The organism is Nocardiopsis potens DSM 45234 (genome assembly GCF_000341105.1).
Lineage (GTDB): Bacteria > Actinomycetota > Actinomycetes > Streptosporangiales > Streptosporangiaceae > Nocardiopsis_A > Nocardiopsis_A potens.
This window is the reverse complement of record NZ_ANBB01000037.1, coordinates 101,873-114,042: the sequence shown is the minus strand read 5'-3', so window position 1 is coordinate 114,042 and position 12,170 is coordinate 101,873. Positions and strand designations below refer to the sequence as shown.

The 12,170-nt window shown below is 76.2% G+C and carries 7 protein-coding genes; 1 reads left to right on the top strand and 6 read right to left on the bottom strand.

Features of this window, described 5'->3' with window-relative positions; translation table 11 throughout:
* Nucleotides 1-1,074: 1,074 nt before the first annotated feature.
* From D459_RS0114470 to D459_RS0114445, 5 genes are all read right to left on the bottom strand, one after another.
* Nucleotides 1,075-1,860 carry a putative hydro-lyase gene (locus D459_RS0114470; protein ID WP_026120395.1) on the bottom strand — a complete coding sequence of 262 codons (786 nt, stop codon included), beginning with the start codon at nucleotides 1,858-1,860 and terminating at the stop codon, nucleotides 1,075-1,077.
* A 47-nt stretch (nucleotides 1,861-1,907) separates the two neighbouring features.
* Nucleotides 1,908-2,822: a 5-oxoprolinase subunit C family protein gene (locus D459_RS0114465; protein WP_017593732.1), complete on the bottom strand. Its 915-nt coding sequence runs from the start codon at nucleotides 2,820-2,822 to the stop codon at nucleotides 1,908-1,910.
* Nucleotides 2,823-3,463: 641 nt separating this feature from the next.
* Nucleotides 3,464-4,075, bottom strand: coding sequence for a 5-oxoprolinase subunit B family protein (locus tag D459_RS0114455; protein WP_017593730.1), 612 nt, complete (start codon nucleotides 4,073-4,075; stop codon nucleotides 3,464-3,466).
* The gene (locus D459_RS0114450) at nucleotides 4,063-4,863 is read right to left on the bottom strand and encodes a LamB/YcsF family protein (protein ID WP_017593729.1); all 801 of its coding nucleotides are present in this window, start codon (nucleotides 4,861-4,863) and stop codon (nucleotides 4,063-4,065) included. Before D459_RS0114450 ends, D459_RS0114455 begins: the two co-directional genes overlap by 13 nt.
* Before the next feature lie 53 nt (nucleotides 4,864-4,916).
* The gene (locus D459_RS0114445) at nucleotides 4,917-6,152 is read right to left on the bottom strand and encodes an NRAMP family divalent metal transporter (protein ID WP_017593728.1); all 1,236 of its coding nucleotides are present in this window, start codon (nucleotides 6,150-6,152) and stop codon (nucleotides 4,917-4,919) included.
* Nucleotides 6,153-6,381: 229 nt separating this feature from the next.
* Between D459_RS0114445 and D459_RS0114440 the strand changes: the two genes are divergently transcribed.
* The gene (locus D459_RS0114440) at nucleotides 6,382-7,089 is read left to right on the top strand and encodes a GntR family transcriptional regulator (protein ID WP_017593727.1); all 708 of its coding nucleotides are present in this window, start codon (nucleotides 6,382-6,384) and stop codon (nucleotides 7,087-7,089) included.
* A gap of 1,399 nt (nucleotides 7,090-8,488) precedes the next feature.
* On the opposite strand, the gene D459_RS0114435 is transcribed toward D459_RS0114440, so the two are convergent.
* Nucleotides 8,489-12,097, bottom strand: a complete 3,609-nt coding sequence (locus D459_RS0114435) for a hydantoinase B/oxoprolinase family protein (protein WP_017593726.1) — start codon at nucleotides 12,095-12,097, stop codon at nucleotides 8,489-8,491.
* Nucleotides 12,098-12,170 lie beyond the last annotated feature (73 nt).

The window sequence follows — 12,170 nt, the reverse complement described above, 5'->3', positions numbered from 1 at the left end:
GGTTCCAGCGGGCGGCAAAGGCGGGAGGGGCACCGGCCGGTCGGTCGGGCGCGGCGCCCCACGGAGCGAAGGCTCGAACAGGCGGCGAGGGCGAGAGGGCGTGCCGGCCGGTCGGTCAGGCGCGGCGGAGCGGGTCGGGGCGGCAGGGGCGGGTAGCAGCGGCGAGATCGCCGCGCCCGCGCCGCCTCGGCGCCGGGGCCGACCGCCCTTGAAACCACTCCCCCCTGACCTGGGCGAATACGCAGGGTGACGGCGAGGAGGGGCGCCCTGCGCACCGCGAGAGCACCCCGGTGATTCCTGGGCGCGCACCCCGGGGCCATTCGGCCCTCCAGGGGCCCGAATCGGCCCGGTCGGGCCGGTGATCGGGGGTTCGAGCCGCCCGCAAGACCGGGAAGCAGGGACCGAAACCCGGGGAAGGACAGAGACGGGGGCAAGATGTCGCATTTGTCCCACCCAAAGGCCCACCTCGACCACTCTGGGTAACCGAAGAGGGGGTGGTGGAGGCCTCAGGGCTTACTACTCGCTGGTAGATGTAATCGGGGTGCTGCGGAGGTGCGCAGGGTGCGCCACCCTGCCCCGATCCCCGCTACAAACCGGGCATATGGGATATGACCCCTGGTGGGCGCGGGCAGACCCCCGCGCCGCCGGGGCGCCGCCTCTTCCCGCCGGGAACAGGCGCCGGGCCGAACCGGTGAACGCAGCGCCCGCCCACTCCCACCCTCGCCGCCCGTCTGAGCCCCGGCCCCGCGAGACGCCGCACCCGACCGACCAGCCGGTCCCCTTCCCGCCTGCGCCCCCGCCCCGCGAGGCGCCGCGCCCGACTGGAGTGCCCGGCCCCCACCGCTGCCGTCGCCGCCCGCTGGAACCCCCGCCCCGCGAGACGCCGCACCCGACCGACCGGCCGGCCCCTCCTCCCGCCCTCGCCGCCCGCTTGAACCTTCACCCCGTGAAGCGCCGCGCCCGGCCGATCCCCTCCTCCCCCGCCCCTCGCCCCTTCCCGGGTTCCTCAGCGCCCAGGGGCCCGCAGAGCCGAGATCAGCGACCCGGGGCGGGCGGCCCGGGGCCGGCGGCCGGTCAGGGGACCTGGTAGTCGGCGTCCCGGGCGTCGGTGATCGCCATGTGGCCGGGGGCGTGGCCGATGGCGAACTCGGGGGCGGAGGCCGCCACCGCGGCCTGCGGGGTGACGCCGCAGGCCCAGAAGACCGGGATCTCCCCGGGGCAGACCTCGACCGGGTCTCCGAAGTCGGGCCGGTCCAGGTCGGCGATGCCCAGTGCGGCCGGGTCGCCGACGTGCACCGGTGCGCCGTGCACCGCCGGGTAGCGGGAGGTCACCCGGACCGCGTCGGCCACCTGCCCTGCGGGGATCGGGCGCATGGAGACCACCAGCGGCCCGGAGAGCCGGCCGGCCGGGCGGCACCGCCGGTTCGTGGTGAACATCGCCACGTTGCTCCCGGCCTCGTGGTGGCGGAGCGGCACCCCGGCGGCCAGCAGCGGCGCCTCGAAGGTGAAGCTGCACCCGATCAGGAAGGAGACCAGGTCGTCCCGCCACACGTCGCGCACGTCCGCCGTCTCGGCGACCTGGCGGCCGTGCTCGTACACCCGGTAGGCGGGCAGGTCGGTGCGGAGGTCGCCGGCGAAGACCGACGCCGAGACCTCGCCCGCGTCGGCCACGTCCAGCACCGGGCAGGCCTTGGGGTTGCGCTGCGCGAACAGCAGGAAGTCGAAGGCCAGGTCGCGCGGGAGCGCGATCAGGTTGGCCTGGGCGTACCCGGCGCTGTAGCCGGCGGTGGGCGTCACCAGCCCGCCGCGGAAGAGCGCGCGGGCCTCGGCGGGGGTGAGTGCAGCGGGGTCGGTGGTCACGGCGTCGCCGCCTTTCCGGTCGGGGTCGGTTCTCCGGTCGGGGCCGGTCACGGCCGCACCGCCCGGAAGCGCAGCCGGGTGCCGGGCCGGGCCTGGGCGGCGGCGGGCAGGTCGGCGGAGAGCACCACCGCGATCACCGGGTATCCGCCGGTCACCGGGTGGTCGGCGAGGAACAGCACCGGCTCGCCGTCCGGGGGCACCTGGAGGGCTCCGGGCACCATGCCCTCGCTGGGCAGCTCGCCGTCGACGGCGCGCGGCAGCGGCGGGCCGGCCAGGCGCATGCCGACCCGGTCGCTGCGGACGGTCACCTCGAAGTCGGCGCCGAGCAGGGCGCGGACCGCCTCCGGGGCGAACCAGGCGTCCCGGGGGCCGAGCACCACCCGCAGCTCCGCGGAGTCGGCGCCGACCGGGGCGGCCGGTGCGGCGTCCAGCACCGGGGCCGCCGCGGGCGGCGGGCCGACCGGGAGCAGGTCGCCGGGGGCGAGCGGGTCCGGGCCGAGGCCGGCCAGCACGTCGGTGCTGCACGAGCCGAGCACCGGGCGGACCGCGACGCCGCCGCGCACCGCGACGTAGCTGCGCAGGCCGCGGGCTGGGGCGCCGAGCCGCAGCCGCTCGCCGTCGCGCAGCCGCAGCACGGTGTTCATCGCGCCGCCGCGGCCGCCGACGGTGACGGCGCACTCGGCGCCGGTGACCGCGACCCACAGGTCGCCCCGGGCGCGCAGCTCCAGGCCGCCCAGGGTCGCCTCGACGGCCGGGGCGCCCTCCGGGTTGGCGAGCAGCCGGTTGGCCAGGCCGTAGGAGGCCCGGTCGGCCGCGCCGGAGGCGCCCACGCCCAGTGCGGCCCGGCCGGGCCGGCCGCCGTCCTGGACGGTGGCGAAGGGCCCCGGAGCGAGCACCTCCAGTGCCGCTCCGCCGCGTCCCTCCGCCGGTGCCGCCCCCGCCCCGGGGAGCGGCGCCGTCATCGTCGCCGTCATCTTCCACCTTCCTTGAACCGCCCGCGCCCGATCCGTTCCCGGCGCGGGCCGCCCCCGTACTCTCCCTGTCCCTTCCCCGCCGGCCTAGGGCCGCCCCGGGGCCGCTCGCCGGGCCGGACCGCGGTCCCCGCCGACCGGCCGCGGACGGGCGGCGCGACCGGCGGAGGGGCCCGCCCTACGGCCTCCCCTCTTCCGGCGCCGATCCGGCCGCCGGCCCGCATCCGCTCACCCGTGCAGGGCCGCGCCCCGGAGCCGTCCGCGGCGGGCGAGCCGCGAAGCGGAGAAGACCCGCCGCACGGCCGGCGGCCGCCACCGCCGTTCTCCCTGCACCGCCTGCACCGGCCCGGAGCCGTTCACCGGCGCAGGGCCGCAGCCCTATCCGCCGGCGGCGGTCCCGCAGAGCGGAGAAGACCCGCCCCGCACGGCCCTCGACCGCCGCTGCACGGCATCCCCGCCCCCCTCTGCACCGGCCCGGCCGCCGTCCCGGAAGCGCTCACCCGTTCAGGGCCGCGCCCCCTGCCCGCCGGCGGTGAGTGGCCCCGAGGCGGAGAAGGCCCGCCGCACGATCCGCGGTGGTCACCGCCGGCCCCGGCGCCGAGCGCCCTCCCCGTGCCGGCGGGGTGTCCGGCTCATGCTTCGTGGAACCGGACCCGGGTGCCCGGGGCGAGGAGGCCCGGCGGGTCGCGGTCCAGGTCCCATACGACGGCGTCGGTCCGCCCGATGAGCTGCCAGCCCCCGGGGGAGCTGCGCGGGTACACCCCGCCGAAGCCGCCGGCGAGGGCCACCGACCCGGCCGGGACCCGGGTGCGGGACTCGCCCCGGCGCGGCACCCGCAGCCGGGGGTCGTCGCAGACCAGGTAGCCGAACCCGGGGGCGAACCCGCAGAACGCGACGGTCCATTCGGCGGCGGTGTGCGCGCGGACCAGCTCCCGCTCGGTCATCCCGGTGAGCGCGGCGGCGTCGGCCAGGTCGGCGCCGTCGTAGTGCACCTCGATCTCCACCTCGGGCCCGGCGGGGCGGCCGCCGGGGCTGGGGCGGAGGCGGCGCACCGCGTCGGCGACGGCCCGGGGCCCGCCGGGGGCCGCCGGGTCGATCCGCAGCAGCACGGTGCGCGCCGCCGGGACGACCTCGACCACTCCGGGGATCGGGTCCTCGGCCAGCGCGGCCTGCAGCGCCAGCACCCGCCCCAGGTCCTCGACCTCGACCAGCACCCCGGAGTCGGCGCAGTTCAGAACGTGCACGCCGGGTCCTCCCGGTGTGCGGCGGGGCTCGGCGGGGCGAACGCCTCGACGGCGGCCCCGGCGCCGCGCAGCCGCTCGGCGACCTTGCGGGCGATGTCCACCGCGCCGGGGCTGTCGCCGTGCACGCACAGCGACTCGGCGCCGACCCGGACCGGGGTGCCGTCGACGGCGGCCACCGGCTCGCCGCGGGCCATCCGCAGGCACCGCTCGGCGATCTCCTCGGCGTCGTGCAGCACCGCGCCGGGTTCGCGGCGCGGCACCAGGGTGCCCTCCGGGGTGTAGGCGCGGTCGGCGAACGCTTCGCGCACGGGGCGCAGCCCGGCCCGCTCGGCGGCGCGCAGCCAGGCCGACCCGGGCAGCCCGAGCACGGCCAGGTCCGGGGCGAAGGCGCGGACGCCCCGCGCCACCGCCTCGGCCTGCTCCTCGTGGTGCACGATGGCGTTGTACAGCGCGCCGTGCGGCTTGACGTAGCCGACCCGGCCGCCGGCCGCGCGGGCCATCGCCTCCAGGGCGCCGATCTGGTAGAGCACGTCGTTGGCGAGGTCCTCGGGCGGCACGTCGATGAACCGGCGGCCGAATCCGGCGAGGTCCCGGTAGCCCACCTGGGCCCCGATGGCGACGCCGCCGCGCACCGCCTGCTCGCAGGTGCGGCGGAGCACGGTCGGGTCCCCGGCGTGGAACCCGCAGGCGACGTTGGCGCTGGTGACGATGGACAGCAGCGCCTCGTCGTCGCCGAGTTCCCAGCGTCCGAAGCTCTCACCCAGGTCGGAGTTGAGGTCGATGCGCACCGGTGTGCGTCCTCCTGTTTCCTCTGTCGGGGGCGGTGGGGCGATGGGGGCGGTCAGGACCAGAGCGCGGACAGGCCGGACAGCGCCTGCCAGGCGATGTACACGCTCACCAGCCAGCCGGCGATGCCCAGGGCGAGCAGCCAGCGCGGGTAGCGGTAGCCGTTGAGCAGGTCGCGGCGGCGGGCCGCCACCCACAGCATGATGGCGAAGCCGATCGGCAGGATGAGGCCGTTCAGCGCGCCCGCCGTGATCAGCAGCTGCGCGGGGGCCTGACCGAGCAGCAGGTAGAGCACGGCGGAGACGGCGATGAACCCGGCCACCAGCCAGGAGCGGTTCCGCTCCGCCCAGGGGTGGAAGGAGGTGACGAAGGAGACCGAGGTGTAGGAGGCGCCGATCACCGAGCTGATCGCGGCGGCCCACATGATCACCCCGAACAGGCGCAGCCCGAACTCCCCGGCGGCGTGCTGGAAGGCGGCGGCCGGGGCGTTGTCCAGGCCGGCCAGCGAGACGCCGCCGGCGACCACGCCGAGCACCGCGAGGAAGAGCACCACCCGCATGACGCCGGTGACGATGATGCCGGTCACCGAGGCCCGGGTGATCTCCTTGACGTTCTCCGGCCCGGAGACGCCGGCGTCGAGCAGCCGGTGCGCGCCGGCGTAGGTGATGTAGCCGCCCACCGTGCCGCCGACGATGGTCACGATCGCGACGAACATCGGGGAGCCCAGCTCCTCGGGGAGGACCGTGTTCCGCAGCGCCTCGCCGACCGGGGGGTTCGAGGTGAACGCGACGTAGAGCGTCATGGCGATCATCGCGACGCCCAGGGCGACGATGATCCGGTCCATCGCCATCCCGGCGCGTCTGCTGGCGAAGACGCCGATCGCGATCAGCGCGGAGACCGCGCCGCCGATCTTCACGTCGATCCCGGCCAGCGCGTCCAGGCCGAGCGCGGTCCCGGCGACGTTGCCGACGTTGAACACCAGGCCGCCGAAGACCACCAGCGCGGCCAGCAGGTACCCGGCGCCGGGAAGCACCTGTTCGGCCAGTTCCTGGGCGCGGCGGCCGGCGACGCCGATCACCCGCCACAGGTTCAGCTGGACGGCGACGTCGATCAGGATCGACACCGCGATGGCGAACGCGAAGGCGGCGCCCAGCGTCGCCGTGAACTCGGTGGTCTGGGTGATGAAGCCCGGCCCGACGGCGCTGGTGGCCATCAGGAACACGGCCCCGAGGAGGGCGCTGCGCCCTGCTGCGCGCCGCACGGGCGCGGCGGTTCCCTTCGTTCCGCTCATACGGTCCTCACTGGGGTCCGGCCCTCCGGGGAGGAGGGGGTTGCGGGGAATGGCGGGGGGCGTCCGCCCGAACGACATGAGGATTGTTGAACAATTCTCTGATCGAGCGAACGGCTGCCATGGTACCCCCGGAGAGCGTCCCAGGCCACACCCCCCGGTGAGCCGGACCACCGCTGCGATCCGCCACAATGGGAGGACGGACGGCGACGGCGGGCGAAGGCGGGGACGGGTGACCACGAGCGAGGGACTGGACCGGCTCTCCGCACTGCGCGGCACGCTGGAGCGCTCCAGCACCGCGGAGCGTGTCGCCGACGTCCTGCGCGCGCAGGTCATCGCGGGGGCCATGGCGCCGGGCGAACGGTTGTCCGAGGAGGCCATCGGATCGGCACTGGGCGTCTCCCGCAACACCCTGCGCGAGGCGTTCCGGCTGCTCGGCCACGAGCGGCTGCTGGTGCACGAGTTCAACCGCGGCGTGTTCGTCGCCAAGCCGACCCGGGACGACGTCACCGACCTGTACCTGGTGCGGCGCGCCCTGGAGCTGGCCGCGCTCCGCGCGGCCGGCGGCGCGGACCCGGAGGCGGTGGCCCGGGTCGGCGCCGCCGTGCAGGAGGCCGAGGACGCGGCGGCCCGCGCCGACTGGTGGGCGGTGGGCACCGCCAACATGCACTTCCACCAGGCCGTCGCCGGACTGGCCGGCAGCCCGCGGACCGACGAGGCGGTGCGCCGGCTCCTCGCGGAGCTGCGGCTGGTCTTCCACGTGATGGCCGCCCCCGAGGAGTTCCACGTGCCCTACGTGGCGCTGAACCGGGAGATCTACGAGCTGCTCCGGGAGGGCCGCACGGAGGCCGCCGCCGAGCGGCTCGCCGCCTACTTCGACGCCGCCGAGCGGCAGCTGGTCGAGGCCTTCGACGGCGCAGAGCGGCACGCCCCGGCCTGACCCCGGCGCCCCAGTACTCCGGCACCCCGGCACCCCGGTGCCTCACCCCCCCCGCGCCCCGGTCAGGCGCCCCGGCCGGGCGCGGCATCTCGCGGGGCCGGGGTTCAAGCAGGCGGCGAAGGCGGAAGGGCGTGCCGGCCGGTCGGTCAAGCGCGGCGTCTCGCGGGGTGAGGGTTCAAGCAGGCGGCGACGGCGCCAGTAGGGGCGGGGCCGAGCACCCCAGCCGGGCGCGGCACCCCACGGGGCCGAGGTTCAGGCGGGCAGCGAGGGCGGCAGTGGGGACCGGCCGGCCGGTCCGGCGCGGCGTCTCGCGGAGCGAAGGTCAAGACGGGCGGCGACGGCACAGGTAGGGGCGGGGCGGAGGTGATCGCCCGGGCGCGGCGTCTCGCTAGGCGGGTGTTCAAGCGGGCAGCGAAGGCAGGCAGGGGAACCGGCTGGTCGGTCGGGTGCAGCAGAGCGGGGAGGGCCGGTCGGGGCTGGCCGGGGCGGCAGGATCGCCGTTCCCGCGCCGCCCGGGCGCCGGGGTCGGCCTCCCTTGAAACCGCCACACCTCTCTGACCTGGGCAAATACGCAGGGCGATGGCGGGGTGGGGCGCCCTGCGCACCGCGAGAGCACCCCGGTGATTCCTGGGCGCGCATCCTGGGCCGGATCGGCCCCGAGAGGCCCGGATCGCCCTGATCGGGCCGGTGATCGGGGGTTCGAGCCGCCCGCAAGGCCGCAAAGCAGGGGGCCGGAACCCGGGAAGAGGAGAGGCAGGGGCGGAATGCCGCTTTCGTTCCCCCAAAAGGCCCCGATTGGTCACTCTGGGTAATCGATGAGGGGGTGGTGGGGGCTTCGAGACTCACTACTCGCTGGTAGATGTAATCGGGGTGCTCTCGCGATGCGCAGGGCGCCCCCACGCTCGCCCGTTCCCTGCCGCAAAGCAGGCATATGGGGATAAGGCCCCCTGGCGGGCGCGGGCAGGCGGGCCGGCCCGCGCCGCCGGGGCGCCGCCCTGCTCCCCTCACCGGGAGCACGCGCCGCCCCTGACCGGTGAACGCGGAGCCTCGCCCCGCTCCCCCCCTCGCCGCCCGCTTGAACCCTGACCCCGTGGGGCCCGACGCCCGGGCGACCACCTTCGTCCCGCCCCTACCGCTGCCGTCGCCGCTGCTTGAACCTTCACTCCGTGGGGCGCCGCGCCTAACCGACCGGCCGGCCCCCACCGCCGCCTTCGCCGCCCGCTTTAAGCCCGACCCCGTGGGGCGCCGCGCCCGGGTGAGGCCTGCGCCCCGCCCCTACCCTCGCTGTGCCTTCCTTTGCTGTGCCTTCCTTCGCCGTGCCCGACCGACGCGTCCGGCGGAAAGGTCGCCGGGGCGCTGGGGATCCGCCCGTCCCGTGGGCGGTGCGGGCGCGGGCGGGTCAGTCCGGTCGGGCTTGCGGGGGGCCGTATCCGCCGCCGCCGGGGGTCTCTACGACCAGCAGGTCTCCGGGGGCCATCCGGACCGAGGCGCAGCCCTGGAGTTCTTCGACGGTGCCGTCCGCGCGGACCACGTGGTCGGCGCCGCAGGCGCCGGGGGCGCCGCCGGCCATGCCGTAGGGGGCGCGGCGCCGGTTGCCGGTGAGGGTGCTCACCGTCATCGGCTCCAGGAAGCGGATCCGGCGCACCCCGCCGTCCCCGCCGCGCCACCGGCCGGCGCCGCCGCTGCCCCTGCGCACCGCGAACGACTCCACCCGGACCGGCAGCCGCGACTCCAGCACCTCGGGGTCGGTCAGCCGGGAGTTGGTCATGTGCGTCTGCACCACCGAGGCGCCGTCGAAGCCCTCCCCCGCCCCGGAGCCCGACCCGACCGTCTCGTAGTACTGGTGCCGGTCGTCGCCGAAGGTGACGTTGTTCATCGTGCCCGCCCCCTCGGCCTGCACCCCCAGCGCCCCGTAGAGCGCCCCGGTCACCGCCTGGGAGGTCTCCACGTTCCCGGCGACCACCGCCGCCGGGTAGGACGGGGAGAGCATGGTGTGCTCGGGGATGGTGATCCGCAGCGGCGTCAGGCAGCCGTCGTTGAGCGGGATGTCGTCGGCGACCAGGGTGCGGAACACGTACAGCACCGCGGCCGCGGCCACCGAGGAGGGGGCGTTGAAGTTGGAGGCCAGCTGCGGCGAGGTCCCGGTGAAGTCGATGTCGGCGCACCGCCGCTCCCGGTCCACCGAGATCCGCACCGCGATGACCGCCCCCGAGTCCGTCTCGTAGCGGAACTCCCCGTCGTCCAGGGCGTCGATCACCCGGCGCACCGCCTCCTCTGCGTTGCGCTGCACGTGCCGCATGTAGGCCTGCACCGCGTCCAGGCCGAAGTGGCCGATCATCGCGCCGACCTCCTCCACCCCCTTGGCGTTCGCGGCCACCTGGGCGCGCAGGTCGGCCAGGTTGGTGTCGGGGGCGCGCGAGGGGTACCGGGCGCCGGTGAGCAGGGCCCGGGTCTCCTCCTCGCGGAACCGGCCGTCCCGGGCGAGCAGGTGCGCGTCGAACAGCACCCCCTCCTCGTGCACGTCGGTGCTGAACGCCGGCATCGAGCCGGGGGTGATCCCGCCGATCTCGGCGTGGTGGCCGCGCGAGGCCACGTAGAACAGCACGTCCCGCCCGGCCTCGTCGTAGACCGGGGTCACCACGGTGACGTCGGGCAGGTGGGTGCCGCCGTGGTAGGGGTCGTTGACCGCGTAGACGTCGCCGGGGCGCAGGTCCCCGGCGCGGCGCCGGATCACCTCGCGCACGGTCGCGCCCATCGATCCCAGGTGCACCGGCATGTGCGGGGCGTTGGCGATCAGGCCGCCGTCCGGGTCGAACAGCGCGCAGGAGAAGTCGAGGCGCTGCTTGATGTTGACCGACTGGGCGGTCGCCTCCAGTCGGGCGCCCATCTGCTCGGCGATGGACATGAAGAGGTTGTTGAACACCTCCAGCATCACCGGATCGGCGCCGGTGCCGACCTCGCTGCGGGGGCGCGGGCGGACCCGGCGCACCACCAGGTGGCCGGTGGCCGCCGCCCCGGCCCGCCACCCCTCGTCGACCACGGTGGTGGCGCCGTCCTCGGTGATGATCGCCGGCCCTTCGACCTCCTCGCCCGGCGGCAGGGCCTCCCTGCGGTGCAGCGGCACCGTCCGCCACCGGCCGCCGGCGTACATCCGCACCCGCTCCGGCTCCGCCCGGCCGCGGGCCGACTCGGGGGCCGACTCGGGCACCGGGTCGGGCTGCTCGGACAGGCCGGTGGCCTCCACCACGACCGCCTCGGCGACCAGCGGCCGGTCCATCAGGAAGGAGTAGGTGCGCCGGTGCTCGGCCTCGAACTCCGCGGTCATCTCCGCGACCGGCGCCAGCTCCGCCTCCACCGCGGTGTCGGTGCCGTCGTAGCGGAGCCGGACCCGGCGCCGCGCCCGCAGCCGCTCCTCCGGCACGCCCTCCTCGCGCAGCTCGGCGCGGGCCTCGTCCTCCAGTGCGCCGGCGACCTCCTCCAGCCGGGGCAGCAGGGCCTCGCCGAGCCGCTCCTCCACCGAGCGCTCGCGCATGGCGGTGGTGTCGGCCAGCCCGATGCCCAGTGCGGAGAGCATCCCCGCCATCGGCGGGACCAGCACGGTGCGCACGCCGAGCGCGTCGGCGACCGCGCAGGCGTGCTGGCCGCCCGCGCCGCCGAAGGTGGTCAGCGCGTACTCGGTGAGGTCGCGCCCCTTCCGCACCGAGATGCGCTTCACCGCGTTGGCCATGTTCTCCACCGCGACGTGCAGGAACCCCTCGGCGACCTGCTCCGGCGAGCGGTCGTCGCCGGTCCGCCCGGCGATGTCGGCGGCCAGTCCGGTGAACCGGCGGCGCACCTCTTCGGCGTCGAGCGGCTGGTCGCCGCCGGGGCCGAACACCCGGGGGAAGTGCTCGGGCCGGATCCGGCCGAGCATCACGTTGGCGTCGGTGAGGGTGAGCGGCCCGCCGGCGCGGTAGCAGGCCGGGCCGGGCGCCGCCCCCGCCGAGTCGGGACCGACCCGGTAGCGGCCGCCGTCGAAGCGGAGTACCGACCCGCCGCCCGCGGCCACGGTGTGGATGTCCAGCATCGGCGAGCGCAGCCGCACGCCGGCGACCTGGGAGTCCAGCACCCGCTCGTAGGCGCCGGCGTAGTGCGAGACGTCGGTGGAGGTGCCGCCCATGTCGAAGCCGATCACCTTGGCGTGGCCGGCCGCCAGGGAGGCGCGGACCATGCCGACGATGCCGCCGGCCGGGCCGGAGAGCACCGCGTCCTTGCCGCGGAAGTGGCCCGCCTCGGCCAGTCCGCCGTTGGACTGCATGAACATCAGCCGGACGCCGCTCGCCTGCTCGGCGACCCGCCCGACGTAGCGGCGCAGCCCCGGCGAGAGGTAGGCGTCGGCGACCGCGGTGTCGCCCCTCGGCACCAGCTTCATCAGCGGGGAGACCTCGCTGGAGAGCGAGATCTGCGCGAAGCCGGTCCGCTCGGCGAGTTCGCCGATCAGCCGCTCGTGCCGGGGGTGGAGGTGGCTGTGCATGCAGAGCACCGCCAGCGCGTCGATGCCGTCGGCGCGGGCCCGGTTCAGGTCGGCGGCGAGCCGCTCCAGGTCGGGCGGGACCAGCACCTCGCCGTCCGCGCTCATCCGCTCGTCGACCTCGATGACCCGCTCGTAGAGCGGCTCGGGGAGCGCGATGCGCCGGTCGAAGATGCGCGGCCGGTTCTGGTAGCCGATCCGCAGCGCGTCGGCGAAGCCCCGGGTGACCACCAGGGCGGTGCGCTCGCCGCGCCGCTCCAGCAGCGCGTTGGTGGCCACCGTGGTGCCCATCCGCACCACCTCGACCCGGTCCGGGCCGAGCTCCTCCCCCTCGGCGGCGAGCAGCGACCGGATCCCCTCGATCGCCGCGTCCCGGTACTCCGCCGGGTTGTCCGAGAGGAGCTTGCGGGTGGTGATCCGGCCGTCCGGTCCGCGCGCCACCACGTCGGTGAACGTGCCGCCGCGATCCACCCAGAACTGCCAGCGCCCGGTCGCCACCGCGGTCCTCCTGAGCCCTCGTCCCCGGCGCGGGCGGATCGGGGCCCGCGCTCACCGGGGCCTACCCCCGAAC